This window comes from Pleomorphomonas sp. PLEO, assembly GCF_041320595.1.
Classification (GTDB): Bacteria; Pseudomonadota; Alphaproteobacteria; order Rhizobiales; family Pleomorphomonadaceae; genus Pleomorphomonas.
Window position 1 is genome coordinate 3,884,443 of record NZ_CP166625.1, and the last position, 26,930, is coordinate 3,911,372.

The window sequence follows — 26,930 nt, forward strand, 5'->3', positions numbered from 1 at the left end:
TTCATTCTCCCCTGGTGTGGGTTTTCCCACGGTCTGTCACGGTCTTGAAATGAGGCGCCGGCCGACCGTACCGCCGACGCTTGTCTCTCGATGACCCGCCTCAACGATCGGGCACGAAGGACTTACCCAAACTGCTGGGCGTATTGAAAAGCGTCGCCCGCCGGTTGCCGGAAATGGCGACCAGCACGATGATCGTGGCGAGATAAGGCAGCATCGCCAGGAATTGCGATGGAAAACCAAGACCAAACGCCTGCGCATGAAATTGCAGCACGGTGACTGCGCCGAACAGGTAAGCACCGACCGCCGCCCGCCAGGGTATCCACGAGGCGAACACCACCAATGCCAGCGCGATCCAGCCACGGCCCGCCGTCATATTTTCCACCCAGAGCGGTGTGTAGGCGACCGATAGATAGGCACCGCCCAGGCCTGCCATGGCGCCGCCGAACATCACCGCGAGGTAACGGACGCCAATCACCGAGTAGCCGAGGGCGTGGGCCGAGGTGTGATTGTCCCCGACGGCGCGCAGGATCAGACCGGCGCGCGTCCGATTCAAAAACCAGGAGACGGCTAACACCGCCGCAAACGACAGGTAGACGAGGATATCCTGCCCGAACAGCACCTTGCCGACAAAGGGGAGCGTGGTCAGGCCGGGAATGTCGAGGCTGGCGAGCTTGATGCCTGGCTGGCCGACGAAGCTTTCGCCGATCAAGCCCGACAGGCCAAGGCCGAACAGCGTCAGCGCCAGGCCAGACGCCACCTGGTTGGCAACCAACGTCAGCGTGACAAAGGCAAACAGCAAGGAGACCAGAACACCGGCGAAAGCCCCGCCGACAATGCCGAGCAGCGGACTGCCGGTGGAAACCGTAACGGCGAAGCCGGCGACGGCGCCCATCACCATCATGCCCTCGACGCCGAGGTTCAGTACGCCCGACTTTTCAACCACCAGTTCGCCGGTGGCGGCCAGCAGCAGCGGTGTCGCCGCGGTGATAATCGTGAGGATGATGGCCTCAAGCATGGGCGCGCTCCCCCTCGCGGCCGGTTACCAGCCTCACCTTGTAAAGGATCAGCGTGTCGGCAGCGAGCACGAAGAACAGCAGCACACCCTGGATGACCGTGGCAAGCTTCGACGACATCTGCAAGGAAGTCTGGATGGCCTCGCCGCCGAGATAGGAGGAGGCGATGACGAGGCCGGCGATCAGAATGCCTACCGGATTGAGGCGGCCAAGGAAGGCAACGATGATCGCCGTGAAACCATAGCCCGGCGAGATCACCGGCTGCAGTTTGCCGATTTCGCTCATCACCACCATCATACCGGCGAGCCCGGCCAAGGCGCCCGACAGCGCAAAGGCGAAAGCCGTCATCCGACGGTTTGAAAAGCCGGCAAAGGAGCCGGCGCGCGGGCTTTGGCCCAGCACACGGATTTCAAAGCCTTTCAGCGTCGAGCGCATCACCACCGACAGCACGACGACGAGAAGAAGGGCGATTGGCGCCGAAAGATTGATATTGATGCCGCCAACGTCCACTGCGTTCAGCACGGCCCATTCATGGAAGTCGATGGTGATCGGGAAATTGTAGCCCTGCGGGCTCCGCCAGGGACCGCGCACCATCCAGTCGAGAAACAGGTTGGAGCAGTAGACCAGCATCAGGCTGGTCAGGATCTCGTTGGTGCCGAAGCTGGTCTTGAGCTTGGCGGGGATGAGCGCAAACAATGCGCCGCCGGCCATGGCCATGAGCAGCATCAGCGGCAGCACCACCGGGTTGACGAAGTCCGGAAAAACGATCGGCGGGATCGAGCCGACGATGGCGCCGATGGTGAGCTGCCCCTCGGCGCCGATGTTCCAGTTGTTGGAGAGGTAGCAGACCGAGAGACCGAGCGCGATGATGATCAGCGGCGTCGCCTTGGTGATCAGTTGCTCGACGCCCCATAGCGAGGTGATCGGCTCAAGGAAGAAATACCATATGCCGGTAAAGGGGTTGTGCCCCTGCGCCGCGAAGACGATGCCGGCGAACACGACCGTCAGCGCCACGGCGACCACTGGCGACAACACACTCATCACCCGGCTTTTTTCCGACCTCTTGACCAGTTCGAGGCGTATCATGCCGCGGCCGCTCCCTTTTTCTCAGCACCACCGGCCATCAGCAAGCCGACCTTTTCCGGCGTCAGCGTGTTGGCGTCCTCCGCTTTCGAGAGATGGCCGCGCGAAATGACCGCGATCCGGTCGGCGATCTCGAAGATTTCGTCGAGGTCCTGCGAGATGACCACGATGGCGGCGCCCTTGCGCGACAGATCGATCAGCGATTGGCGGATCACCGCCGCCGCGCCGGCGTCGACGCCCCAGGTGGGCTGCGCGATGATCAGGATTTTTGGCGTACGTTCGACCTCGCGACCGACAACGAATTTTTGCAGATTGCCGCCCGACAGAGCGCGCGCCTCAGGATCGACGACGCCCTTTCGAACGTCGAACAGGCTCGTCACCTTCTCGACGATGCGGCCAGCCTTGCCGAAGCGGGTGAAGCCGCGCCGGGCTATGCCTTCGCCAGTTCCATGGCGGGTCAATACGACATTCTCCGACAGCTTCAGCGCCGGCACCGCGCCGTGACCGAGGCGCTCCTCCGGAACGAAGGCCGCGCCGAGAAGACGGCGTTCGTTGATGTCCAACAGGCCGGCAGCCTCACCGGCGAAGATCACCATGCCTTCGTTCTCGGCCAGATGCTCGCCCGACAGCGCGTCGAACAGCTCCGTCTGGCCGTTGCCGGCGATACCAGCAATGGCGACAATCTCGCCGGAGCGAACGGACAGGTTGACGTCCTTCAGCGACACGCCGAACGCATCCTGCGAGACTTGCTTGAGCCCCTTGAGCAGAATGGCTTCCGGTCCGAGCTTGCCCTTTTCGCGAATAACGCGGGTAATCTCGTTTCCAACCATCAGCTGAGCGAGCGTATTCACCGTCTCGTGGGCCGGATCGGCCTCAGCCACCACTTTCGCGCGGCGCATGATGGTCGCGTGATGGCAGAGCGCCCTCACCTCTTCGAGTCGATGCGAAATATAGAGGATGGCGCAGCCCTCCTCGGCGAGACGCCTCAGCGTCACGAACAACTGGTCGGCCTCCTGCGGCGTCAACACCGAGGTCGGCTCGTCCATAATGATCAGTTCGGGGTTCTGCAGGAGGCAGCGAACGATCTCGACGCGCTGCCGTTCACCCACCGAGAGATCGGCGATATGGGCATTCGGATCGAGCGGCAGACCATAGTTGGCTGAAACACGGGCAATGGTATCGCCAAGTTCGCGCGTCGCCTTGCAATTGGGCAGAGCCAACGCGATGTTCTCGGCCACGGTCATCGCCTCGAAAAGCGAGAAGTGCTGGAACACCATACCGACGCCCAGCGCTCGCGCTTCAGCGGGCGAGGTCACCGTTACCGGCTTACCCTTCCACAGAATCTCTCCGGCGTTGGGCTGCAGGGACCCGTAAATGATCTTGACCAGCGTCGACTTGCCCGCGCCGTTCTCGCCGAGCAGCGCGTGGATTTCGCCCGGCATGATCCTCAGGGACACGTCATCATTGGCGGCGAAGCTGCCAAAGCGCTTGATAACATGACGGACCTCGAGAAGCGGCGTTTCGCCCCCAACCCGACGGAGTCTTTCTCCGGTGCTGTCCCCAGTCCCCTCGCCCATCAGAGCCGTAGTCCCCGTTTCACCGCGCTTTGTCTATTTTCTGTGCAGCATACAAGCACGATTTCGCCAACCGGACGCGCCAAAAGATTCAGCCGGAATGTCCGAATAAATGGGCAATCTGCCTATTTTCTAAGCTATCGACCGATCGGCCAGCGACGGACTCTCCGGCGGGGGTCCTACGAAGTTTCTCGTCCACAATCAACAGCTCAGCCACCACCGAAATGGCGATATGCGCCGGTTCCTTGGAGGTTATCCCCGGCACACCAATCGGGCAGGTGAAAGCCCTGATGGCTGTTTCAGAATGTCCCAGTTTGGCAAGACGATGTTCGAAGCGCGCACGCTTGGTGCGCGAGCCGATCAGGCCGACGTAAGGAAAGCGATCTTCGGTCAGCGCCGCGTGGAGGATATCCAGATCGAGTCCATGATCATGGGTCATGATCAGCACGAAGGCATCGGCGGCAGCTGCTTTCAGCTCCGCCGCCGGCGTACCGGTAACCACTTGTTCAAGCCGCGCGAGCGGCAGATCGGGGAAGGCGCTCCGGCGGGCGTCGATCCAGCGGATATGAAACGGCAGCGGCGCCAACGCCAGGATCACGGCCCGGCCGACGTGCCCAGCCCCGAACAACAGCAGCTCGCGCATCGCGTCGCCGAAGCTTTCGTCGAGCCGGCCGTTCGCGTCGATGGATGCGGTCGGTCCCGACTGCTCCGCGCTCACGACATGGCGGTCGATCGGTGCGTTTCCGACGCTGGCGGCAGAGGTCTGAAACGGCCCCTTTGCCTCCACCTCGGCCAGATAGGCGACCGCCGCCAGCCGGGCGGCGGTGAAGGTCTCGATCATCACACTGACGGCGCCGCCGCAACACTGGCCGATGGACGGGCCCAACGCCAAATCGAGACGCTCGCTGCCGTCGCGCCCCTCATGCAGCGCGGCAATGGCGCGCTCCATGGCGTCAAGTTCCAGCCTGCCGCCGCCGATCGTGCCGGAGATGGCGCCGTCGACCGACACCACCATGCGGGCCCCGGCCTCGCGCGGTGTCGACCCCTTCGCCCCGACAACCGTCACCAGCGCAGCGACACCGTCGCGGGCTATGAGACGATGAAGCGGGGCGAAAACGTCTCTCATGCCTCGCTCCGTCGCATGAAGGACACTGCCCGCATGATCGACTCGGGCGTCGCCGGCGCATCGAGCGGCGGCACGGCGCCCGGCTTCAAGCTGGCTATGGCGTCGAAAATCGCCGAGAACACCGAACAGGCCAGCATCAAGGGGGGTTCGCCGACGGCCTTCGAGGAATGGATGGTCTCCTCGCGATTGGCGCCGTCCCAGAGGCTGGTGTTGAAGATGGCTGGTACGTCACCGGCGGTCGGGATCTTGTAGGTGGACGGAGCATGCGTCGAAAGCCGCCCTTTGTCGTCCCATACCAGTTCCTCGGTGGTCAACCAGCCCATGCCCTGGACGAAGGCCCCCTCGATCTGGCCGATATCGATCGCCGGGTTGAGAGAGCGGCCGCAGTCGTGAAGGATATCCACCCGGTCGACCTTCATCTCGCCGGTCATGGTGTCGATGGTCACCTCGGCGCAGGCGGCGCCGTAGGCGAAATAGAGGAATGGCCGCCCCTCCGCCTTCTGGCGGTCCCAGTGGATCTTGGGCGTCGAGTAGAATCCGGCAGCGGACAGCTGGACGCGGTTCTCGTAGCAGGCCTTGGCGAGATCGGCGAAGGACAGCGAGCCGCTGGCATGGCTCACCCGGCCGCCAGCGAATACAACGCTCTCGGGCGCGGAATTGGTGGTTGTAACCAGATGAGCAACCATCCTCTCCTTGATCTCGTCGCAAGCGGCGAGCGCCGCCATACCATTGAGATCCGAGCCGGACGACGCGGCGGTCGCCGAGGTGTTCGGCACCTTGGATGTATTGGTGGCGGTGATGCGCACCAGATCAAGGGGAATGCCGAAAGCGTCGGCGGCGACCTGCGCCACCTTGGTGTTGAGCCCCTGCCCCATCTCGGTACCACCGTGGTTCAGGTGAACCGAACCGTCGGCATAGACGTGCACGAGAGCGCCGGCCTGATTGAGATGGGTCAGCGTGAAGGCAATGCCGAACTTCAGCGGGGTCAGGGCGATGCCCTTGCGAAGGATGCGATTTTTGGTGTTGAAGGCGCGGCACTCCTGCCGGCGCTTTGGATAGTCGCAGGATCGCTCAAGCTCGGCGACCAGTTCCGGCAGGATGTTGTCTTCGACCTTCTGGCCATAGGGCGTCACGTCGCGGCCTGGGCCGTAGAAGTTCCGTTTCCGGACCTCCAGCGGATCGATACCGGTGACGATGGCCAGCGTGTCCATGATGCGCTCGGCGGCAAGAATGCCCTGCGGCCCGCCGAAGCCCCGGAAGGCTGTGTTGGTTACCGTGTTCGTCTTCAGCCGCTCCGACTTCAGGACGACGTTCGGGTAATAATAGGCGTTGTCGGCGTGAAACAGCGTACGGTCGTTGACGCCCCCAGAGAGGTCGGCCGAATAGCCGCAGCGCGCCATGAAGTCGATGTCGGCCGCCAGAATTTTGCCAGAGCTGTCATAGGCGACGGAGAAAGCCGTCGTCATATCGTGCCGTTTGCCGGTCATCACCATGTCGTCGTCACGATCGAGCCGGAGCTTGCATGGCCGACCGGTGACGCGAGCGCCCAGCGCGGCGAGGCATGCCCATTGGCTCGCTTGGCTTTCCTTGCCACCGAAGCCGCCACCCATGCGCCGCACTTCCACCGTCACCATGGCGCTCGGCAGCCCGAGCATGTGGGCAACGCAGTGCTGCACCTCGGAGGGATGCTGGGTCGACGAATGGACGTGCATATCGCCCATCTCGCCGGGAATCGCCAAGGCGATCTGACCTTCGAGATAGAAGTGCTCCTGCCCGCCATTGCGGATGACACCGTCGAACCGGCGTTGAGCACTGGCGAAGGAACGAGCGACATCGCCACGGCCGTAGCCGTAGTCGTCGAGCACGCGCAGCCCCTTGGCCTTTGCCTCCTCGACATCAAGTACCGGTGTCTCCGCCTCGCCTTCGAACAATGCGAGCCGTGTTGCCCGACGGGCCGCGTCGCGCGTTTCCGCCACGACGCAGAACAGAACCTCGCCCCAGAACTCGACTTCCTTCTCGGCGAGGATCGGATCGCCACCGATGGACGTCGACCAGTCGTTGCGTCCGGGAATGTCGGCGGCGGTCAGCACCGCGACAACGCCTGGCGCCTGCCGAACACGGGAGAGATCAATATCGCGAATGCGGCCGCGCGCCATGTCCGGGCAGAAGCCAGGGGCCAGATGCAGCGTGCCGGTCGGCTCGACCATATCGTCGATGTAGACGGCGCGCCCCGTGACGTGCAGCACGGCGCTGTCATGTGGCGTCGAGCGATGGATTACTCGCTCGACCACACCGTCGGAGCGTTCAGATTCGGGCGCACTCATCAGGCCACCTCGGTTTCCGGCGCCTCGCGGCGGCCGATGACGCGGGTACGGCTCGTCGGCGCACCGGCGCATTCGACGAGTGCCTTGGCGAGCAGTGCCTTGGCCGTCTCCATGCGATAGGCTGCGGAAGCGCGCATGTCGGAGATCGGCGCGTAGTCTTCGCCGAGCGCTTCGATCGCCGCCCCCCAGCTCGCGGCCCGCGCCGGCTGAGCACCGTTAAGGCGTGCCTCGGCATGAAGTGCCCGTTTGGGCGTTGCCGCCATACCGCCATAGGCGATACGCGCCTCGGTGATGACGCCGTCTTCTATCGTGAAGCGGAACGCGCCCATCACCGCAGAAATGTCCTCATCAAACCGCTTGGTGATTTTGTAGGCGCGAAACACCTGGTTCGGCGCAAGCTTCGGCACCAACAGCCCGGCGACGAACTCACCGGGCTGCCGGTCCTGTTTGCCGTAAGTGATGAAATAGTCCTCGAGCGGCAGCGCCCGCCCCTCCTCGCCATGGGCGAGCTCAAGAGTCGCGCCAAGGGCTATAAGAGCCGGCGGCATGTCGCCGATCGGCGACCCATTGGCGATGTTGCCACCGATGGTGCCGACGGAGCGCACCTGCCTCGAACCGAGGCGCCGGACGAGTTCGCCGAGGTCGGGATCGAGGTCGGCAAAAACTGGCGCTGCGTCCTCATAGGTAACGCTGGCGCCTAGGATCAACGCGTCGCCGACATCCTCTATCTGCCGAAGAGCGGCGACGCGGCTGACATGGATCACCTGCGAGATCGGCCGCATTCCCTTGGTGACCTTCAGACCAACGTCGGTGCCACCGGCCAGCAGCGTCGCTTCGGGGTATTTCACCACAAGCTGTGCGAGGACCGAAAGGCTGGCGGGAGCCGCGAAGAAGGCGCTGTTTGAGCCGATGAACACGTCCTGACCATCGGCCAGGAACTGCAGCAGACCCGCGGTCTGGCTCATCGCCTCGACAAAGCTATCGGCTGGCGGCTCGGCCATGGCGGCGAGCGCCGCGTCGACGATCGGCCGATAGCCGGTGCAGCGACACAGGTTCCCGGCGAGTGCCGTGATGATTTCTTCGCGCGGCGGCGGGCCGTCACGACCCTCGCGGTGGTAAAGAGCGAACAGGCTCATGACGATGCCCGGCGTGCAGAAACCGCATTGCGCCCCGTGAGCATCGACGATCGCCTGTTGCACCGGATGCAGCCGGCCGTCCGGCCAGGCGAGGTCCTCGACGGTGACGACCTCCTTGCCATCCATTGCGCCAAGGAACTGGATGCAGGAATTGACGGGCCGATAGATGACCCGGCCGTCGCGCCATTCGCCAATGACCACGGTGCAGGCGCCGCAGTCGCCCTCGTTGCAACCTTCCTTGGTGCCGGTGGCGCGCTCCCTGAGGCGCAGGTAGTCGAGCAGCGTTTCGGTCGGCTTGACCTCATCGATCTCGACGATCCGCCCACTGCGGACGATGCGGATGGAGTCGCGCATGGGCTCAGCTCCCGCGATAGGTTGAATATCCGTAAGGCGAGATCAGCAGCGGCACATGATAGTGGGCCGAGGCGTCGGCAACGCCGAAACGGATGGGGACGACATCAAGAAAGGCAGGCTCGGTAAGGGTGTGGCCCGCGGCGCGCAAGTAGTCGCCGGCATGAAAGACCAGCTCGAAAGTACCAACGGAGAACCCGGCGCCCTGAAACAGCGCACCATCGATACGGCCATCCTGATTGGTGATCGCCTCGCGCACGAGATCGCGGCCGCCGTCGGCGCGAACCGCCCAGAGTTCGATCTTGACACCGGCGGCCGGCCGGCCCGACGCCGTATCGAGCACATGGGTCGTCATACGCCCCTCAGCCAACGCTCAACCCTTCCCTGTTGGAGCCAGCAGAAAGCCGGCTTGTGTCGCAGACGTTTTGTCTGGCACGACTTTTCGCCTTTAGGAAGGCCCATTTCCGGAAACGGACCAACCAGTCATTGCTTTTCCAGCCGAAACCTCGATAGGCCGGCAGAAGAATAGTATGAAAAAACAAACCGATCGAGAGACTTCTGAAAGTCAGGAATCAGGATATGGCACGGGCGCCGTGGCAGAATGGCCGCCGGCGCCCGCGGAAAAATCAGTGGAGGATCTGGCCGAGGAACAGCTTGGTGCGCTCGTGCATCGGATTGGAGAAGAAGGCTTCCGGCTCGTTCTGCTCGACGATCTGACCCTGATCCATGAAAATGACGCGGTTGGCGACCTGACGGGCAAAGCCCATTTCATGGGTCACGCAGATCATGGTCATGCCTTCCTCGGCGAGACCGACCATGGTGTCGAGCACCTCCTTGACCATCTCGGGGTCGAGGGCTGAGGTCGGCTCGTCGAACAGCATGATCTTCGGGCGCATGCACAGCGAGCGAGCGATGGCGACGCGCTGCTGCTGACCGCCAGAGAGCTGGCCGGGATACTTATGCGCCTGCTCGGGGATCTTGACGCGGGTGAGGAAGTGCATCGCCACCTCCTCGGCCTCCTTCTTGGGCATCTTGCGCACCCAGATCGGCGCCAGCGTGCAATTCTCGAGAATGGTCAGGTGCGGGAACAGGTTGAAGTGCTGGAACACCATGCCAACCTCGCGCCGCACCTCGTCGATCCGCTTGAGGTCGTTGGTGAGTTCAATACCATCAACGATGATCTTGCCCTTCTGGTGCTCCTCCAGGCGGTTGATGCAGCGGATGGTCGTCGACTTGCCGGAGCCGGATGGCCCGCAAATGACGATGCGCTCCCCCCGCTTGACCGAGAGATTGACGTCGCGCAACACGTGGAACTCGCCAAACCACTTGTTGACGCCGATCATTTCGACGGCGGTTTCGGAAGCGGGCGTGGCGGCTAAGGCAATATCGGCCATGAATAGGGTCCCTTTGGCGGCAGGCGGGGCGGCGGCAACGACGGCCGGCTATCGCTTGCGTCCGGTGTTGAGCTTTCTCTCCATGTACATGGAATAGCGTGACATCGAGAAACAGAAAACCCAGAAAACGGCGGCGGCGAAGATCAGGCCGGTGGGCGCGATCGACGGCGTCGACCAGCTGGCATCGGAAAAGTTTCGCTGGATCGACCCCAGGAGATCATAGAGGCCGATAATCATCACCAGCGAGGTGTCCTTGAACAGCGAGATGAAGCTGTTGACGATGCCCGGAATGACGATCTTCAGCGCCTGCGGCAGGATGATCAGCCGCATCGACTGCCAGTAGCTGAGCCCCAGAGAGGCAGCGCCTTCATACTGGCCTTTCGGGATGGCCTGCAGGCCGCCGCGGATGGTCTCGGCCATGTAGGCGCCGGTGAACAGAGCGACGCCGATCAGGGCACGCAGGAGCTTGTCAAAGTTGACGCCGGTGGGCAGGAACAGCGGCAACATCACCGAGGCCATGAACAGCACGGTGATGAGCGGCACGCCGCGCCAGACCTCGATGAACACCACCGACACGATCTTGATGAACGGCAGCTTCGATCGCCGGCCAAGCGCCAGAAGAATGCCGAGCGGCAGCGAGGCGACGATGCCGGTGACCGCCACAACCAATGTCACCAGAAGCCCGCCCCAGTTGGACGTCTCGACAACCGGCAGCCCCAGACCGCCGTAGAGCACCCAGAAGGTCAGAATCGGGAAAGCCGTGAGCATCAGCCAAATGCCTTCACGCCGACGCGGCATCTTCGGAATCGCCACCCAGGCAAGGCCAAGGACGAAGGCGATCATCACCAGAGCCGGGCGCCAGCGCTGGTCGGCCGGATAGGAGCCGAAGGTAAACTGAGCCAGCTTGGCGTTGACGAAGGCCCAGCACGCGCCAACGGTCTCGCCATCCTTCGGCAGGCAGGCTTCACGGTCGGTGCCTGTCCAGACAGCGTCGATGAACAGCCATCTGAAGAGCGGCGGCAACCACCAGACCAGCAGGAATAGCATCAACAGGCTGACCGTGATGTTGACGGGCGAGGAGAACAGGTTCCTGCGCGCCCAGCCGGGGAAGCCACCCAGCGACGGCGGCGGCGCCTCCGGCTCCAGGAAGTCGCGGCGAACGAAGACGGTGTCGGTTTCGATGCGGCTCATGACCGTCCTCTCAGCGTTCGACCAGCGCCACACGGGCGTTGAACCAGTTCATCAGCGCGGCGGTGATGAGGCTCAGCACGAGGTAGACCGCCATGGTGATGGCGATAACCTCAATGGCGTGGCCGGTAATGTTGAGCGTGGAGCCGGCGAACACCGCCACCAGGTCCGGATAGCCGATGGCCAGCGCCAGCGACGAATTCTTGGTGAGGTTGAGATACTGGCTGGTGAGCGGTGGAATGATGACGCGCATAGCCTGCGGCACCACGATGAGACGCATGGTCTGACTGGGACGCAGACCGAGCGAAAAGGCGGCCTCGCTCTGCCCTGCGGAGACGGCCAGAATACCGGCGCGTACCGTCTCGGCGATAAAAGTCGCCGTGTAAAGCGAGATACCGAACAGCATGGCGGTCAGTTCGGGGTGAACGACCATGCCGCCGACAAAGTTGAACCCCTTGAGTTCGGGAAGCTCGAAGGTAAGCGGCGCGCCGAGAGCCAGAAAGACGACAATCGGCACCCCGATGATGATGCCGAGCGAGGCCCGGAAGACCGGGAATGACTGGCCGGTGGCCACCTGCCGACGCTTGGCCCAACGTGCCACGGCCCAAGCCACTGCGGCGGCAACCGGCACGGTCCACAACACGATCTCGAAGCCCTCGCCAATGATCGGGCGCGGCATGGTCAGACCACGATTGGAGAGGTTGATAGACAGGGGCAGCATATAGCCCTGGCGCGGCCCCGGCAGCACCGAAAGCACGGCCTTGTACCAGAACAGAAGCTGCAGCAGCAGCGGGACATTGCGCAGCGTTTCGACATAGACCGTCGCGGCTCGCGCCAACAGCCAGTTGCTGGATAGTCGTGAAACACCAACGACGAACCCAATGATCGTCGCAAAGAAAATGCCGAGCACCGAGAGAATAATCGTATTGAGAAGACCGACCTTGAACGCCTGTAGGTGCGAAGAATCCAGCGTGTAAGCTATGGGCTTTTGCGAAATGTCGAAGCCAGCCCGCATGTTGAGGAAGTCGAAACCAAAGGGAATATTGGCGGCATGCAGGTTGACGGCCGTGTTGTGAATGATCCAAGCGGCAAACAAAACCAGGAAGACTAGAACCAGCCCCTGGAACACCCAGCCACGGATCGTTGCATCATAGAGAACGGCGCGAACCCAGGAGCGAGGTGAATCGTCTGCCGTTTCGTCTCGGAGCGTCATGTCTGGCCTCGAGAAAGGACGCCAAGCGGCGCCAAAAAACGCGTTATGTCATGAAGAGAAGGCGCCGCTGGCGCGAAACCCTGCACTCGCAGAGCAACGGGCTCGCCCCGCACGTCTGCTGTGCCGACAAGGAGCAATCCTTGCCAACGACCAGCATCAGCCGGCGCGTCCTTAATTCGAAGAATAGGGAAGCGCCCGTTCAGGGCGCCTCCCTCGCCTGTTCGATCAACGGATCGGCGGGGCGTACTGCAGGCCACCCTTCGACCACAGGGCATTGAGACCACGGGCGATCTTCAGCGGCGACCCCGCGCCGACGTTACGCTCGAAGGACTCGCCGTAGTTGCCGACACCCTTGATGATGCTATAGGCCCAATCCTTGTTGAGACCGATCGGCGTACCGAAATCGACACCTTCACCAACGCCGAGCAGACGCTGTATTTCAGGATTTTCCGACTTCTTCATCTCGTCGACATTGGCCTGCGTCACGCCAAACTCCTCGGCGGTCAGCATGGCATAGTGGGACCAGCGAACAACCGACTCCCACTGGTCGTCGCCCTGACGAACGGCCGGCCCAAGCGGCTCCTTGGAGATGATCTCCGGCAGCACCAAGCTATCGTCCGGCTTGGTCATCTTCAGGCGGATCGAATAAAGGCCGGAAGCATCTGTCGTATAGGCATCGCAGCGACCGGCGTCATAGGCGGCATCCGCCTCTTCCTGCTTCTCGAACACCACAGCGTTGAAGGTCAAGCCATTCGACTTGAAGTAGTCGGCGAGATTTAGCTCGGTGGTGGTGCCGGACTGGACGCAGACCGAGGCACCGTTGAGGTCCTTGGCCGACGACACGCCAAGCGACTTCTTCACCATGAAGCCCTGGCCATCGTAGTAGTTGATGCCGGTGAAGGTGATGCCGAGCTGCGTATCGCGGCTCATCGTGGCAGTCGAGTTGCGGGCCAGCATGTCGATTTCCTTCGACTGCAAGGCCGTGAAGCGCTCCTTGGCCGAGAGGCCCGTAAACTTCACCTTCGACGGATCGCCGAATACGGCGGCGGCGACAGCACGGCAAGCGTCAACGTCGAGGCCCTTCCAGTTGCCAGCGTCATCCGGCGCACCGAAGCCGGCAAGGCCGGTGCCGTTGACACCGCACTGCACGAAGCCCTTGGCCTTGACCTCATCGAGCGTGCCGGCCGAAGCGGCGACGGCACCAGCCCCCACGAAAGCGGCGCCGAGCAGCAGAGTCTTGAATGTGTTGGAACGCATGAATGTCTCCCCTGATGACCACCAAGGCCGGGCGCGTGGGTGCATTTATTGTTTTGGACACCCATCCTGATCGTCGGAACGCCGAAGCGCGCGCGATCCGCCAAGCCCGATTTCGAAGCGACTCCCAAAGGCTAATCCACAGCAAACAAGTCCGAGGGACAGAAACCTGTTGGCAGCCACTCCGCACCCGCCGAACCAACGGGCTTCTCGATCACTAGATTACAAATTATGCCGATGGTCAATCGCAAAGCGCCTTAAATTGACCACAAATTACACATGCGCAAATGATAAGCGAAACGCCGCTCATGAAATAAGCAGGTAGGTTATTTTTTGCCCAGCTCGTAGGTTACTTAAGAAAAGCTGCAACATGTGTTCGCGCAAACCGAAAAATAGCCCGAAGCAATTCGCCAAGATTGGGCACAAAGCGTCTCGTATTTTCACGTAGACGATCGATGAACTTAATGCGCGCTACGTTCATCCGCGCCGAGCACGCAAATCGCACGGCAATGTTCACCGGCGGCAGGCCGCAGCCGGCCGCCGGCGCCCGGATCGTCACTCATCACTTGGTCCAAGTTGGTCTCAGGCCTTTGGCTGAAAGGTATGCTCAAGGCCAGGAAAGCTGCGCGCCTTGACTTCCTCGGCATAGGCGGCGGCGGCTTTCGATACCTCCGCGCCCAAATCGGCGAAACGCTTGACGTGGCGCGGGATGAATTGGTTGTAGAGACCGAGCATATCCTCACTGACAAGGATTTGTCCGTCGCACTGTGGCGACGCCCCGATGCCGATCACGGGAATCGGCGACTCGGAGGTAATCTCCCGGGCGAGTGGTTCCATGGTGCCTTCGAGCACGAAACCGAAAGCGCCGGCCTCGGCGACCGTGCGGGCGTCGGCCTTGATCTTCGCAGCCTGGAACTGGTTGCGCCCCTGCGTCTTGTAGCCGCCGTAGACGTTGACCATCTGCGGCGTCAGGCCGATGTGGCCGAGTACCGGCACACCACGCTCGGTGAGAAAGCGAATGGTCTCGCCCATCTCCTCGCCGCCCTCGAGCTTCACGGCCTGGGCGCCGGTCTCGGCGAGAATGCGCGAAGCCGAACGGAAGGCCTGTTCCCGTCCTTCCTGATAAGAACCAAAGGGCATATCGACGACCACCAGAGACGTCACCGAACCGCGTACGACGGCGGCGCCGTGGGCGATCATAAGGTCGAGCGTCACAGGCAACGTCGTCTCGAAGCCGTAGACCACCATGCCGAGCGAGTCGCCGATCAAGAGGAAGTCGACATGTGGGTCGAGCAGCGCCGCCATCGGCGCCGTATAGGCCGTAAGACTGACGATCGGGCGCACGCCCTTCAGCGCCTTAATGTCGGCGACCGAGGTACGGCGGGAGCGGACGGGAGCACTCATATCAAAACCTCCAGGACGACGGTCCAGGCCGTGTTCCTTCAAGGAACGGCGACGACGCGCTGATCGATAAGGCGCGTGCGACCAACACGAACGGCAATCATCAGCGCAATGGCTGGCGGCGGCGCCTTCGGGTCGACTGGTTCTAAGGTGTTGGCCTCGGCAACAGCGATAAGATCTGGTTCGGCCTGCGGCTCGGTGGCGAGTACAGCCCGTATGGCCGCCTCGATCTTCCGTGGATCCACGGTCCCGCCACCAATGGCCTCGGCGGCGGCCGCGAGTGAGCGGCTGAGCACCGGCGCCGCAGCCCTCTCCGTCGGTGATAGATAAATATTGCGCGACGACAGCGCCAGCCCGTCAACGTCGCGCACGGTCGGCACTCCGACGATTTCCAAGGGGAAGGATAGATCGGCCACCATGCGGCGGATCACTTGAAGCTGCTGGTAGTCCTTCTCACCGAAGTAGGCTCGGTCTGGCTGGACGATATTGAACAGCTTGCCGACGACCGTTGCAACACCGCGAAAATGACCCGGACGACGCTCTCCCTCCAGGCGAACAGAAAGGCCTTCCACCTCAACATGCGTAGCGATCGGCTGGGGATACATTTCCTGGACCGGCGGCGCAAAGACGATGTCGGCACCATGGGCACCCAGCAGGCTGCGATCGGCGTCGAGGTCGCGTGGATAGCGGGCGAAGTCCTCGCTCGGAGCGAACTGCAGCGGATTGACGAAGACCGATGTCACGACGATGTCGTTTTCGGCCCGAGCCCGATCTACGAGGGTAGCGTGGCCACGGTGAAGATACCCCATGGTCGGCACCAGACCGACGCTCTTTCCCGTCCGCCGAGCCGGCCTAAGCCGTTCACGGAGTTCAGCGATCGTGGTCACGGTTTCAAGCGGCAATGTTCCCTCCAGCGATCTCCGTCTGGTGCGCCCTTTTAATGCCGCTAAAAACCCTTTGTCACCCAAGAATTGGGCAGACTGCGAAAAAGCCGGTCAGCAGCCCCCGCGCCTGCCACCAAGCATCGCACCACGTCACCGCGTCTTTATTGGCAATCGCATAAAAACCTAACTTTTAAGCATGAGAATTATTCATGTCGTAACGTTCTACATGCGACAAAAGCAGGGTCTGCGCGGCTTTGTTTGCGGGATTAGAAACGATGTCTCTACGGTTGCAACAAATCGTTTGCAAACCCGGAAACTGTATGAGGTTGGAATGATGTCTGGCTACCGTGTTCGCAAACGTTCCGGTACGCTTTTACGCCTCCGTCGGCTGGCGACAGACGTCCATGGCTCGATTGGCGTAATCATGGCCATCGCCTTGGTAGTACTGGTGGTGGCGGTCGGTGCCGCGGTGGATCTCGCCCAGGCGCTGAGGGCGCGGGAAATCCTCCAGGGATCCCTCGACCAGGCGACAATCCGTGCAGCCCTCACGACAGGTTCAGGCTATGATGCCGCCGGTCAGGCCGCTCTGGCTGCCAACCTGACAAACACCGGCGTTGCCGAGGAAAATCTCAACTCCAGCTTCATCCGCAACAGCGACGGCAGCGTTTCAGGCTCGGCGACAATCACGGTCCCGTTGTCATTCATGGGCATTGTCGGCAAAAACGACATGTCCGTCGGCGTCACCGCCAAGGCGACGCCCAAGACCAGCACCGCCACCACAGCGGCGGCCGGCACCGTTTGCATCCTTCTGACCTCGAGGAATTCCCAGGCTCTATTGGTCAACTCGGGTGCCGTCGTGAACGCCTCGAACTGCGAGATTCACGTGCAGTCGAGCGCCAGTGGCGCGGCTGTTTTTAACTCTGGCACAACGATCAATTCGAAGAAGATCTGCATCAAGAGCGCCAGTATCATCGACAACGGCGGCACACACCCCAACCTTGAGAAGAGCTGCTCACCGGCGAGCGATCCCTATGCGTCCACACTGCCCGCCGTTACCGTAGGTAGCTGCAACTACAACAGCCGCAATATCGATGCCGCCACCTATACCTTCCAGCCCGGCGTACATTGCGGCGGCGTCAACTTCAACAACTCCAACACCGTCTCGACCTTCAGCCCCGGCCTCTACATCATCAAGAGCGGCGACTGGAACGTCCAGGGCACCCTACAGGGCACCGACGTCACCTTCTATTTCGCCGATACCTCGAAGTTCCAGTTCAATTCGGGCGCCGCTGCCTATCTCAAGGCACCAACCACAGGCACCTACGCCAACATTCTGATGTATGAGACCACCGGCAACACCAACGTGTCGCAATGGCCGTGGAACGACAGCCCTGGTCACGCGCTCTCCGGCCTCATTCATCTGCCGAGCCGGCAACTCACCATGAATTCCGGCATGACAGCCGCGCTCGACCATGTCACCGTCGTCGCCGACTCGCTGATCCTCAACCAGACCACCTGGAACCTGTCGCCGGACACCTCGGCCATCTCCAACGGCACAACGACGACCACCACAACGAACAGCGGCGTCTTCCTGTCGCACTGATGAAAAAGCCCGGGGCTTGCCCGGGCTTCGTTCACTGGACAAATGGCGCCCTGCCTCAGGTGATGACGTCCGGCGCCTGACGACCTGTGCGCGCCTTGATCTCCGCCAGCGTATCGGCCGCCTCGATCACCTTGGCCAGCGCCACCTGCGCATCCTGGCCATGCTTGGTCACATCGGGTTCGAAGCTCTCCAGGTACACGCGAAGCGTCGCCCCCTCGGTACCGGTACCCGAAAGACGGAACACGACGCGCTCGCCACCCTTGAACAGGATACGGATACCCTGCTTCTTGGTCACCGAGCCATCGACCGGATCGTTGTAGGCGAAATCGTCGGCGCTCACCACTTCAAGGCCGGCAACCTTGGTGCCCGGCAGCGTCGGCAGCATGTCACGCAGTCTGTTCACCAGCCCCTCGGCAGCAGCCGTCTCCACCGCTTCGTAGTCGTGGCGAGTGTAGAAGGTGCGACCGTATTCGGCCCAGTGCTTGTCCTGGATATCCTTGAGGCTCTCGCCACGCACGGCGAGAATGTTGAGCCATAGCAAAACGGCCCAAAGACCGTCCTTCTCGCGCACATGATCGGAGCCGGTTCCGGCACTTTCCTCGCCGCACAGCGTCACCTTGCCGGCGTCGAGCAAGTTGCCGAAGAACTTCCAGCCGGTCGGTGTCTCGTAGCAGTCGAGGCCCTTTTTCGCCGCGACGCGGTCGACGGCGCCGGAGGTCGGCATAGAGCGGGCGACGCCGGCAAGACCCCGGGCATAGCCCTTGGCAAGATGGGCGTTGGCGGCGAGCAGCGCCAGGCTGTCCGACGGCGTCACCACCGCACCGCGGCCGATGACGATGTTCCGGTCGCCGTCGCCGTCCGAGGCAGCACCGAAATCAGCCGCCTCGGGCGAGGCCATGAAATCGTAGAGTTCCTTGGCGTAGATCGGGTTCGGGTCGGGATGACCACCACCAAAGTCGGGCAGCGGCACGGCGTTGATGACACTACCGGCGGCGGCGCCCAGCTTGCCTTCGAGGATTGCCTTGGCATAGGGGCCGGTGGCAGCGTGCATGGCATCAAAGCGCAGCGTGAAGCCCGACTTGATCAGCGCGGCGATCTTGTCGAAGTCGAACAGCTTTTCCATCAGCTCGACATAGTCGGCAACCGGATCAACCACTTCGATCTCGGTGTCGCCAGCCTTGGAAGCGCCCAGGCGATTGAGGTCGATGTCGGCAATATCGGCGATCCGATATTCAGTGATGGTCTTGGTCGCCGCGAAAATGGCGTCAGTGACATTCTCGGGTGCCGGCCCACCGTTCGCCCCGTTAAACTTGATGCCGAAGTCACCATCCTCCCCACCGGGATTATGGCTGGCCGACAAGACGATGCCACCAAAGGCACCGAGCTTGCGAATGACGTTGGAGGCAGCCGGCGTCGAGAACAGACCGCCCTTGCCAATCACCAGCTTCTTGGCGCCATGAGCGACCGCCATCTTGATGATGGTCTGAATGGCCTTGTCATTGAAAAAGCGGCCGTCGCCGCCGATGACCAACACTTTGCTGTCGACGCCGCCGACGCCGGCGAAAATCGCCTCAACGTAGTTCTCAAGATAGCCGGGCTGCATGAAGGCCCGGGTCTTTTTCCGGAGACCGGAGGTTCCCGGCTTCTGGCCGTCAATCGGCTTGGTAGCAATTGTCTTGATCTGCATTCGCTGTCACTCCCCGAGAGGCGAAATCACTTTACTCAAGCTCTTACCTCGACGAAAGCGAGGAAGGTGCGGCCCGGTACTTCTACCGCTTGCCAAGCGCGGCGCGGTGTAGCAGCGGCGGGCCGGCCGGTCGGCATGTCGGAACTCAGGATCGGCTTCCAGCTGTGGCCCTCGCGCGTCGGCGGCAAGTGGAAGCGGCGGTTGGCGCGGTGGGCGTTCAGCATGAGATACACGGCTTCGCCGTCCGCTTCGGCATGCGGCAGCGCCGAATCGCGCATCAAAAATCCGAAGGCCTTACATTCGCGGCTGTTCCAGTCATCACCCGTCATCGGTCGCCCGGACACCGCAATCCACTCGACGTCGGCCAGCCCGTCCTCTGGCCGCTGTGTCCCATGAAGAAAGCGCGTCTGGCGAAAGACCGGATGGGACTGCCTAAGTCGGACGACGTAGGCGACGAAGTCGGCGAGCTCGGCATCGTCGGCGCGGTTCCATGCGACCCAGCCGACGGGATTGTCCTGACAGTAGGCATTGTTGTTGCCGAGCTGGCTATTGGCCAGTTCGTCGCCGGCAAGCAGCATGGGCGTTCCCTGCGACAGAAGCAGCGTTGCCAGCATATTGCGCATCTGCCGCTTGCGCGTGGCCAAGACGGCAGGATCCGTCGAAGGGCCCTCGATGCCATAATTGGCCGAGTGGTTGTCGGAATGGCCGTCTCGGTTGTCTTCGAGATTGGCCTCGTTGTGCTTTGACGCGTAGGAGACAACATCCCTCAGCGTGAATCCGTCGTGCGCGGTGATAAAGTTGATCGATGCCGACGGTCGCCGGTTGGAGCGGTCGAAGCGATCCGGCGAACCGAGCAAGCGCGCCGCCAGTTCCGGCGCCACCAGTTCATCGCCACGCCAAAAGGCACGTACCGTGTCGCGGTAGCGGTCGTTCCACTCGGAAAAGCCGGGCGGGAAATTGCCGAGCTGATAGCCGCCGGGACCGATGTCCCAAGGCTCGGCAATCAACTTTACGGTCGACAGGAGCGGGTCCTGCCTAAGCGCTGTCAGGAAGCGTCCCTCCGAATCAAAGCCTTGCGGCTCTCGCCCCACAGAGGTGGCAAGGTCGAAGCGGAAACCGTCGACGCCAATTGCCTCAACCCAGTAGCGGAGCGAGTCGAGGATCATCTGCGTTACGCGCGGGTGGCCGGCGTTGAGCGTATTGCCGGTTCCGGTGTCGTTGATGTACCAGCGCGGGCGGTCGGGATTCAGGCGGTAGTAGCTGGCGTTGTCGATGCCCCGGAAGCTGAGAGTGGGGCCGAACTGATCGACCTCGCCGGTGTGGTTATAGACGACGTCCAGCAATACCTCGATGCCCGCCTCGTGCAATGCGCGCACCATGTCGCGCACACGCTCAATTACAGAGACACCGCGCGAACCGTGGTCATAGCGCGGCTCCGGCGCAAAGTAGCAGAGCGGCGAGTAGCCCCAATAATTGACGAGCCCCTTTCGGGTGAGGAAGCCATCATCCATGAAAGCCTGGATGGGCATCAACTCAATCGCCGTAATGCCGAGCTTTGTCAGATGCTCGATGGTCTCCGGCGCACCGAGCCCCTCGTAGGTGCCGGCCTTGGCTCGTGGCAGCCGCGGCATGTGCATGGTCAACCCACGAACGTGGGCCTCGTAGATGACGGTATCCCGCCACGGCCGGGCCGGCCGGAAGCTTACGCACGGTGGAACTTTGGAATCGGTCACCAAAGCCTTGGGGACGACGCGGGCGCTGTCGCGCGTATCGAAGCTGGCATCGTCGAGCGTGACCGGCTGATAGCCCGCCATCAAGTCGCTCGCACGCAGGCGCCCGCTCAACACCTTGGCATAGGGGTCGATGACCAGTTTATGCGGGTTGAACCGGTGCCCGTGCTCCGGATCGTAAGGACCGTGAACGCGAAAGCCGTAGGCGGTGCCTATGCCGATGCCGGAAACGTAGCCGTGGAATACCTCATCGGTGCATTCCGGCAGCGTCAGGCGCGCATGCTCGAAGCCGGTGAGCGGCTCGAACAGGCACACGTCGACGCGCGTCGCATTGGCCGAGAAAAGGGCGAAATTAACGCCCTCCCCGTCGAACTGCGCACCTAAAGGATACGGCCGGCCGGACCGGATCGACAAAGTCATCGGACTTCAGACGCCCTCGACCGTCAGGTCGCGGTAGAGCGCGACATAATCGGGTGCGGAATCCTCCCACCCGACCGGATGGGCCATCGCCCGCGCTTGCAACGCCCGCCAGACCTTCTTGTTATGGAAAAGATCGAACAGGCGCTCGATGGCAAAGCCGAGCCCGCTCGCGGAGATCGGCGCAAACTGGATGCCCGTCGCCGTCCCCGCGCGAACCGATGCATCGTTGGCGTCGATCACCGTGTCGGCAAGACCACCCGTGCGCGCGACCACTGGAATGGTGCCATAGCGCAGACCATAGAGCTGGGTCAGGCCGCAGGGCTCGAAGCGCGAGGGAACGAGGATGGCGTCGGCGCCGGCTTGCATGGCGTGGCTGAGCGGCTCGCTATAGCCAATATGGACGGCAACGGCGCCCGGATTGGCCGCCGCGGCTTCGACAAAGGCGCGCTCCATGCTGTGCTCACCAGCCCCGAGAATGGCAAGCTGCCCACCCCGTCGCACGATCTCATCGAGGTTTGGCAGCAGCATATCGAGGCCCTTCTGGCCCGTGAGGCGGCTCACCACGATCATCAAAGGCGCGTCAGGATCGACCCTGAGCCCCATGCGGTGCTGCAGCTCGGTCTTGCAGGCCGCCTTGCCGGCCATCTTGCGCTGGCTGTAATTGGCGGCGATGAGCGTATCGGTCGCCGGATCCCATATCTTCGCATCAATGCCGTTGACGATGCCGCTCAACACATTGGCGCGCTCGTTGAGCACACCCTCCATGCCGAAGCCGAATTCCGGGGTACGCAGCTCGCGTGCGTAGGTGGGGCTCACCGTTGTGAGCCGATCCGAGAAGACCAACCCGCCCTTCAGGAAGGAACAGTACCCGTAATATTCGAGCCCCGCCGGTGTGTAGAAGCTCGACGGCAGACCAAAGGTATCGAAGTCGGAACGCCCGCAGATACCCTGGAAGGCGACGTTGTGGATGGTGAAGACCGTCTTCGGCCGCCCTTCCGACGGGCCAGCCAGAAGATAAGGCGCAACGAGTCCGGTCTGCCAATCGTGACAGTGAACAACATCCGGCTTCCAATCGCCGACGCCAAAGCGGCCGACGGCCGCCCCGATCGCCGATAGCGCCGCAAAGCGGCGAACGTTGTCCCACCAATCGTTGCCATCGGGTCCGAGATAGGGGTTGCCGGGCCGCTCATAAAGGTGGCTAGCCTCGAGCGCCAACACCTTCAGGCCCTCGGCCGTTTGCCCGGCCAGCAAACGGCCCGGTCCGCCGAACACGTCCGGGTAGCTGGCTATCTCCTGGATGCCCTGAAGATGACCAAATACGCCGGGATAGGCAGGCATCAGCACGCGAACATCGCAATCGAGGCTGGCAAGCGCCAACGGCAGCGCCCCTGCGACGTCGGCAAGACCGCCCGTTTTAATCAACGGGTAGCATTCGGAGGCAACGAATAGGACGCGCACTTGATCACTCCGACTGGTTATACCAACTCGCAGGGATGCTGACGCATCCACTCGTTGAAGTCATCACGAATTTCTCATCTGCGTCAAAGGCATGAGAAATTCATGAACCGAAAAACACGGCGCCATCACCAACGACACCCAATATTGTCCGCATCGCGGCGAACCGGCTTGCGCCCAATCCACATGGAGGCGCCGCCTTCGGCGGCTTGCCGGCAGCGGCGCATATATTCGAACCATATCGGGGCGCGGTTCTTGCCACGCCCCGAAGCTTCTTTCAACGCCGCAATCAGAGCTGCAGCCGATCGATCATATCCTGGGTGATCAAACAGACGCCGCCTTCGCTACGACGGAAGCGGCTGGCATCCAGTTCCGGATCCTCACCGACCACGAGCCCAGAGGGAATGATCACTCCCTTGTCGATGACGCATTTGGTGAGGCGGGCGCCGCGGTTAACGTTGACATAGGGCAGCACGACGCAGTGCTCGACATCGGAGTAGGAATGGGCATGCACCCCGGTGAACAGCAATGACTTGTCGACACGAGAGCCGGAGATGATACATCCGCCGGACACCAGCGAACTGGTGGCTGCCCCGCGCCGACCGTCCTCATCGTGGATGAACTTGGCCGGCGGCGTCAGCTCGGTATACGTCCAGATCGGCCACTTGTGGTCATAAAGATCCAAGGCCGGGATAAAATCGGTGAGATCGATATTGGCTTCCCAGAAGGCATCGATCGTGCCGACATCGCGCCAGTAAGGCTCATCTTCCGAAGTTGAGCGGACGCAACTGTCGGAGAATTTGTGCGCGATCGCCTTGCCCCCCTTCACGATGGCCGGGATGATGTCCTTGCCGAAATCGTGGCTGGAGTTCGGATCGTCTTGATCCTGGCGCAGCAGATCGATCAGAAAGTTAGTCTTGAAGACGTAAATTCCCATCGAGGCCAGCGCCATATCCGGGCGGCCGGGCATGGCCGGCGGATCGGCCGGCTTCTCGACGAATTCGATGATCCGGGCAGTCTCGTCGATCGCCATGACGCCGAAGCCGGAGGCCTCCATGCGCGGGACCTCGATGCAGCCAACGGTCACATCGGCGCCGGACGAGACATGCTGATCAAGCATGATCTCATAGTCCTGCTTGTAGATGTGGTCGCCAGCCAGAATGATGATGTATTCGATGTTATGGGCTTCGATGATGTCGATGTTCTGGGTCACTGCGTCGGCGGTTCCGACGTACCATTTATCCTCGGCAACGCGCTGCGAAGCGGGAAGGATGTCGAAGCTCTCGTTGCGCTCCTGGCGGAAGAAGTTCCAGCCGTATTGGAGGTGACGGATAAGACTGTGCGCTTTGTACTGAGTGGCCACAGATATGCGGCGAATGCCTGAGTTGAGCGCGTTGGAAAGAGCGAAATCGATAATGCGGCTTTTGCCGCCGAAATAAACCGCCGGCTTAGCCCTGCGGTCCGTGAGCTCTTTAAGACGGCTGCCCCGTCCCCCGGCCAGCACGAACGCCATCGCTTCGCGTGCCAGCCGCCGATTGCTGTAAGAACTGTCAATCATGGTATCCTCCCGACTTCTTCCGCCGTCGGCCCGGTTCCCTCGATGGCGCTGCCGGCACTGCCGGCCCGGAACGGAACCTGAGACAAACGGCTGGCGCTTCTTCCCCGCCCCGTTCGTCCTTATGGCTCGACGTAAGGGCACTATGGCGCGGGAGGGTTAATTTGTCTTCCCCCTATTTTGGCTGCGAAGGAATTCAAACTCTTGACAAAAAGCGCGTCGGGACGGCGAAGCGAAAGGCGGACGCCCCGCACGTACGGCGGGGCGTCGCAAGACTCAGACGGCGGGAACCGTCGGGCGTTCCAACACCTTGACAACGGTGCCAACCGGCACTCTTTCGAACAGGTCAATGACATCCTGATTGATCAGGCGGATGCACCCGGAGGAGACGTTGCTGCCGATCGTCCAAGGCTCCACCGTGCCATGGATACGATAGAGAGTGTCGATGTTGCCCTGATAAAGGTAATGCGCACGGGCGCCCAACGGATTGTCCGGACCGCCGGGCATGCCACCAGCCCACTTGCGAGAGTTGGGATCGCGCGCCTGCATTTCCACCGGCGGGTGCCACGACGGCCATTTTGCCTTGCGACGAATGACGGCGGAACCGGCCCAGGCAAATCCCTCGCGACCGACGCCGATGCCGTAGCGCATCGCCCGGCCGTCACCCAGCACCAGATAGAGGTAGCGGGCGGGTGTATCGACGATGAGGGTGCCCGCCGGCTCGTCGGTCACATAGTCGACCTCCCGGCGCAGGAACGCCGGATTGACCCGCGTCAGATCCACCGCGGGAACAGTGAACCCGCCGTCCTTAATCTCGCCGTACATCGCGACATACTCAGCGGACGGCAAAGGATAGCGCTTCGGCTTGGTTGGATCGATGAGCGGCGGCATCGCCGGCACGCCGGGGTTCGTAACGCAAGCGGCAAGGACAAGAGGCAGCGCGCCGAGAAAGGCTCGCCTGGACGGTAGGTTCATAGTCTCCACTTTCTGCTGATTCGACGGTGGCATTCAGTCAACCTGATGAACGCACAATACTCTAGTCATGTTGCTAAACTTGCCCGGCTGAGATCAGTTTTCCGCGAGCGGATGCTGAATGCGTTCGCCATAGCGCTGATGAAAGGTGGTCATCGACTTGTCGGCGATGCGCACCGTCAGGCGTAGCGTGCCGTCATCGCCTTCGTGCCGTTCGAGTACTTCGCCATGATCGTAGAGCCAGGCAAGTCCGGCGCCGTCGGAAGGATCGAGGGCGAGTTCGTGCACCGGCCTGGTACCAACCACCCTTGCTTCGATAGCTGCCAACAGTTCGGGCAAACCCGCTCCGGTGACGGCCGAGACAACGTGCCGTTCCTGCCCGCCAGGGGATTCGGTCTCTGCCTGCGCCAGCAGAACGTCGCGCCGCGCGTCGTCGACAAGGTCGATCTTGTTCCACACTTCGATGATGCGGTCGCGATCCTCGGGATTGAGGCCGAGTTGCTTCAGCACTTCCGCAACGTCGCTCGCCTGCGCCTCGGTATCCTTGTGAGAAATGTCTCGCACATGCAGGATAATCGACGCCTCGATCACCTCCTCAAGCGTTGCCCGGAAGGCCGCGACGAGGTGCGTCGGCAGGTTCGAAATGAATCCCACGGTGTCCGACAGAATGGCATCGGTACCGTGCGGCAGCTTGATGCGGCGAAGCGTAGGATCGAGCGTTGCAAACAGAAGATCCTTGGCGAACACATCCGCTTCGGTCAGCTCATTGAACAGCGTCGATTTGCCGGCGTTGGTGTAGCCAACCAGCGCCACCACCGGATGCGGCACCTTGCGCCGCTGTCGCCTGTGCAAATCTCGCGTACGTTTGACCTGTTCGAGATCGGCCTCAATGCGCGTAATCTTATCTTGGAGTTGGCGCCGGTCAGCTTCGATCTGCGTTTCGCCGGGACCACCCAGGAAGCCGAAACCACCGCGCTGCCGCTCAAGGTGAGTCCACGAGCGGACGAGGCGCGATTTCTGGTACTTGAGGTGGGCAAGTTCCACCTGCAGTCGCCCTTCGCGCGTCCGTGCCCGTTCGCCAAAGATTTCGAGGATGAGCCCCGTACGATCGATAACTTTGGTTTTCCAGGCTTTTTCCAGGTTGCGCTGCTGAATGGGCGTGAGCGCATGATCGACGATGACGAGGTCGATCTCCTCGGCCTCTACCCTCTCGCCGATTTCTTCCACCTTGCCGGAGCCAAACAACGTTGCCGGCTTCGGCTGGTTGACCGGCACGGGAAGGGTGGCGCGCACATTGAGATCGATGGCCAAGGCCAAGCCGGAGGCTTCCTCAAGCCGCGCTTCAAGATCGCGCTGGGTGATTGTGGCAGCGTCGTCCCTGCCCCCCCGCTGACGCAGATCGGGCACAAGAACCAATGCCCTCGCCGGCTCATCGATGCGATCGACACTCTTCTTGCGAGGACGGCCGCCCTCTTCAAGATCCTGTTCGTCGGTCACTTAACCTCCCGAAAACCGCGCCGCGCGCGGCCAATAACTGATTTCCGTGATAAGCCGCCCATGGAGCGAT

Annotated in this window: 20 protein-coding genes; 1 reads left to right on the forward strand and 19 read right to left on the reverse strand. The window is 62.0% G+C overall.

Going from position 1 to position 26,930, the window contains the following annotated elements; all coding sequences use genetic code 11:
• Positions 1 to 100: 100 nt before the first annotated feature.
• The 13 genes from AB6N07_RS18055 to panC all read right to left on the reverse strand — a co-directional run bounded on the left by AB6N07_RS18055 (position 101) and on the right by panC (position 15,959).
• Positions 101 to 1,015: an ABC transporter permease gene (locus AB6N07_RS18055; RefSeq protein WP_370674452.1), complete on the reverse strand. Its 915-nt coding sequence runs from the start codon at positions 1,013 to 1,015 to the stop codon at positions 101 to 103.
• The gene (locus AB6N07_RS18060; RefSeq protein ID WP_370678275.1) at positions 1,008 to 2,096 is read right to left on the reverse strand and encodes an ABC transporter permease; all 1,089 of its coding nucleotides are present in this window, start codon (positions 2,094 to 2,096) and stop codon (positions 1,008 to 1,010) included. The genes AB6N07_RS18055 and AB6N07_RS18060 overlap by 8 nt, the downstream gene beginning before the upstream one ends.
• Positions 2,096 to 3,673, reverse strand: coding sequence for an ABC transporter ATP-binding protein (locus AB6N07_RS18065; protein ID WP_370674453.1), 1,578 nt, complete (start codon positions 3,671 to 3,673; stop codon positions 2,096 to 2,098). Before AB6N07_RS18065 ends, AB6N07_RS18060 begins: the two co-directional genes overlap by 1 nt.
• Positions 3,674 to 3,761: 88 nt before the next feature.
• Positions 3,762 to 4,796 carry a xanthine dehydrogenase accessory protein XdhC gene (gene xdhC / locus AB6N07_RS18070; protein ID WP_370674454.1) on the reverse strand — a complete coding sequence of 345 codons (1,035 nt, stop codon included), beginning with the start codon at positions 4,794 to 4,796 and terminating at the stop codon, positions 3,762 to 3,764.
• Positions 4,793 to 7,120 (reverse strand): xanthine dehydrogenase molybdopterin binding subunit, encoded by a 2,328-nt coding sequence (gene xdhB, locus AB6N07_RS18075; protein WP_370674455.1) that lies wholly within the window; start codon positions 7,118 to 7,120, stop codon positions 4,793 to 4,795. The genes xdhC and xdhB overlap by 4 nt, the downstream gene beginning before the upstream one ends.
• The gene (gene xdhA, locus AB6N07_RS18080; protein WP_370674456.1) at positions 7,120 to 8,610 is read right to left on the reverse strand and encodes a xanthine dehydrogenase small subunit; all 1,491 of its coding nucleotides are present in this window, start codon (positions 8,608 to 8,610) and stop codon (positions 7,120 to 7,122) included. Before xdhA ends, xdhB begins: the two co-directional genes overlap by 1 nt.
• 4 nt (positions 8,611 to 8,614) lie before the next feature.
• Positions 8,615 to 8,962 carry a hydroxyisourate hydrolase gene (gene uraH, locus AB6N07_RS18085; protein WP_370674457.1) on the reverse strand — a complete coding sequence of 116 codons (348 nt, stop codon included), beginning with the start codon at positions 8,960 to 8,962 and terminating at the stop codon, positions 8,615 to 8,617.
• 271 nt (positions 8,963 to 9,233) lie between these two features.
• Positions 9,234 to 10,001, reverse strand: coding sequence for an amino acid ABC transporter ATP-binding protein (locus AB6N07_RS18090; RefSeq protein ID WP_370674458.1), 768 nt, complete (start codon positions 9,999 to 10,001; stop codon positions 9,234 to 9,236).
• Positions 10,002 to 10,049: 48 nt separating this feature from the next.
• Positions 10,050 to 11,192 (reverse strand): amino acid ABC transporter permease, encoded by a 1,143-nt coding sequence (locus tag AB6N07_RS18095; RefSeq protein ID WP_370674459.1) that lies wholly within the window; start codon positions 11,190 to 11,192, stop codon positions 10,050 to 10,052.
• Between the two features lie 10 nt (positions 11,193 to 11,202).
• The gene (locus AB6N07_RS18100) at positions 11,203 to 12,402 is read right to left on the reverse strand and encodes an amino acid ABC transporter permease (protein ID WP_370674460.1); all 1,200 of its coding nucleotides are present in this window, start codon (positions 12,400 to 12,402) and stop codon (positions 11,203 to 11,205) included.
• A 225-nt stretch (positions 12,403 to 12,627) separates the two neighbouring features.
• On the reverse strand, positions 12,628 to 13,659 hold the full coding sequence (locus AB6N07_RS18105) for an amino acid ABC transporter substrate-binding protein (RefSeq protein WP_370674461.1): 1,032 nt from the start codon (positions 13,657 to 13,659) through the stop codon (positions 12,628 to 12,630).
• 579 nt (positions 13,660 to 14,238) lie between these two features.
• Positions 14,239 to 15,060 carry a 3-methyl-2-oxobutanoate hydroxymethyltransferase gene (panB, locus tag AB6N07_RS18110; RefSeq protein ID WP_370674462.1) on the reverse strand — a complete coding sequence of 274 codons (822 nt, stop codon included), beginning with the start codon at positions 15,058 to 15,060 and terminating at the stop codon, positions 14,239 to 14,241.
• 38 nt (positions 15,061 to 15,098) lie between these two features.
• Positions 15,099 to 15,959: a pantoate--beta-alanine ligase gene (gene panC, locus AB6N07_RS18115; RefSeq protein ID WP_370674463.1), complete on the reverse strand. Its 861-nt coding sequence runs from the start codon at positions 15,957 to 15,959 to the stop codon at positions 15,099 to 15,101.
• A 313-nt stretch (positions 15,960 to 16,272) separates the two neighbouring features.
• On the opposite strand from panC, the gene AB6N07_RS18120 reads away from it, so the two are divergent.
• Positions 16,273 to 17,544, forward strand: a complete 1,272-nt coding sequence (locus AB6N07_RS18120; protein WP_370674464.1) for a pilus assembly protein TadG-related protein — start codon at positions 16,273 to 16,275, stop codon at positions 17,542 to 17,544.
• Positions 17,545 to 17,599: 55 nt separating this feature from the next.
• Here the strand turns inward: AB6N07_RS18120 and AB6N07_RS18125 are convergent, their stop codons facing one another.
• The 6 genes from AB6N07_RS18125 to hflX form a co-directional block, all read right to left on the reverse strand.
• A complete protein-coding gene (locus AB6N07_RS18125; protein ID WP_370674465.1) occupies positions 17,600 to 19,231 on the reverse strand; it encodes an alpha-D-glucose phosphate-specific phosphoglucomutase in 1,632 nt (543 codons plus the stop codon).
• Between the two features lie 35 nt (positions 19,232 to 19,266).
• Complete coding sequence (gene glgX / locus AB6N07_RS18130) at positions 19,267 to 21,381, reverse strand: glycogen debranching protein GlgX (RefSeq protein WP_370674466.1); 2,115 nt, start codon at positions 21,379 to 21,381, stop codon at positions 19,267 to 19,269.
• Positions 21,382 to 21,387: 6 nt separating this feature from the next.
• On the reverse strand, positions 21,388 to 22,839 hold the full coding sequence (gene glgA, locus AB6N07_RS18135) for a glycogen synthase GlgA (protein WP_370674467.1): 1,452 nt from the start codon (positions 22,837 to 22,839) through the stop codon (positions 21,388 to 21,390).
• A gap of 286 nt (positions 22,840 to 23,125) precedes the next feature.
• Positions 23,126 to 24,394, reverse strand: coding sequence for a glucose-1-phosphate adenylyltransferase (gene glgC, locus AB6N07_RS18140; protein WP_370674468.1), 1,269 nt, complete (start codon positions 24,392 to 24,394; stop codon positions 23,126 to 23,128).
• A gap of 273 nt (positions 24,395 to 24,667) precedes the next feature.
• Complete coding sequence (locus AB6N07_RS18145) at positions 24,668 to 25,366, reverse strand: L,D-transpeptidase (protein WP_370674469.1); 699 nt, start codon at positions 25,364 to 25,366, stop codon at positions 24,668 to 24,670.
• Between the two features lie 93 nt (positions 25,367 to 25,459).
• Positions 25,460 to 26,800 (reverse strand): GTPase HflX, encoded by a 1,341-nt coding sequence (hflX, locus tag AB6N07_RS18150; protein WP_370678276.1) that lies wholly within the window; start codon positions 26,798 to 26,800, stop codon positions 25,460 to 25,462.
• Between the last annotated feature and the right edge of the window lie 130 nt (positions 26,801 to 26,930).

Excerpts from the sequence above, each read along its gene's own strand:
- AB6N07_RS18055 (WP_370674452.1), bottom strand. The coding sequence starts at position 1,015 with ATGCTTGAGGCCATCATCCTCACGATTATCACCGCGGCGACACCGCTG.
- AB6N07_RS18065 (WP_370674453.1), bottom strand. The coding sequence starts at position 3,673 with ATGGGCGAGGGGACTGGGGACAGCACCGGAGAAAGACTCCGTCGGGTT.
- xdhC (WP_370674454.1), bottom strand. The coding sequence starts at position 4,796 with ATGAGAGACGTTTTCGCCCCGCTTCATCGTCTCATAGCCCGCGACGGT.
- xdhB (WP_370674455.1), bottom strand. The coding sequence starts at position 7,120 with ATGAGTGCGCCCGAATCTGAACGCTCCGACGGTGTGGTCGAGCGAGTA.
- xdhA (WP_370674456.1), bottom strand. The coding sequence starts at position 8,610 with ATGCGCGACTCCATCCGCATCGTCCGCAGTGGGCGGATCGTCGAGATC.
- uraH (WP_370674457.1), bottom strand. The coding sequence starts at position 8,962 with ATGACGACCCATGTGCTCGATACGGCGTCGGGCCGGCCGGCCGCCGGT.
- AB6N07_RS18090 (WP_370674458.1), bottom strand. The coding sequence starts at position 10,001 with ATGGCCGATATTGCCTTAGCCGCCACGCCCGCTTCCGAAACCGCCGTC.
- AB6N07_RS18095 (WP_370674459.1), bottom strand. The coding sequence starts at position 11,192 with ATGAGCCGCATCGAAACCGACACCGTCTTCGTTCGCCGCGACTTCCTG.
- AB6N07_RS18100 (WP_370674460.1), bottom strand. The coding sequence starts at position 12,402 with ATGACGCTCCGAGACGAAACGGCAGACGATTCACCTCGCTCCTGGGTT.
- AB6N07_RS18105 (WP_370674461.1), bottom strand. The coding sequence starts at position 13,659 with ATGCGTTCCAACACATTCAAGACTCTGCTGCTCGGCGCCGCTTTCGTG.
- panB (WP_370674462.1), bottom strand. The coding sequence starts at position 15,060 with ATGAGTGCTCCCGTCCGCTCCCGCCGTACCTCGGTCGCCGACATTAAG.
- AB6N07_RS18120 (WP_370674464.1), top strand. The coding sequence starts at position 16,273 with ATGATGTCTGGCTACCGTGTTCGCAAACGTTCCGGTACGCTTTTACGC.
- AB6N07_RS18125 (WP_370674465.1), bottom strand. The coding sequence starts at position 19,231 with ATGCAGATCAAGACAATTGCTACCAAGCCGATTGACGGCCAGAAGCCG.
- glgX (WP_370674466.1), bottom strand. The coding sequence starts at position 21,381 with ATGACTTTGTCGATCCGGTCCGGCCGGCCGTATCCTTTAGGTGCGCAG.
- glgC (WP_370674468.1), bottom strand. The coding sequence starts at position 24,394 with ATGATTGACAGTTCTTACAGCAATCGGCGGCTGGCACGCGAAGCGATG.
- AB6N07_RS18145 (WP_370674469.1), bottom strand. The coding sequence starts at position 25,366 with ATGAACCTACCGTCCAGGCGAGCCTTTCTCGGCGCGCTGCCTCTTGTC.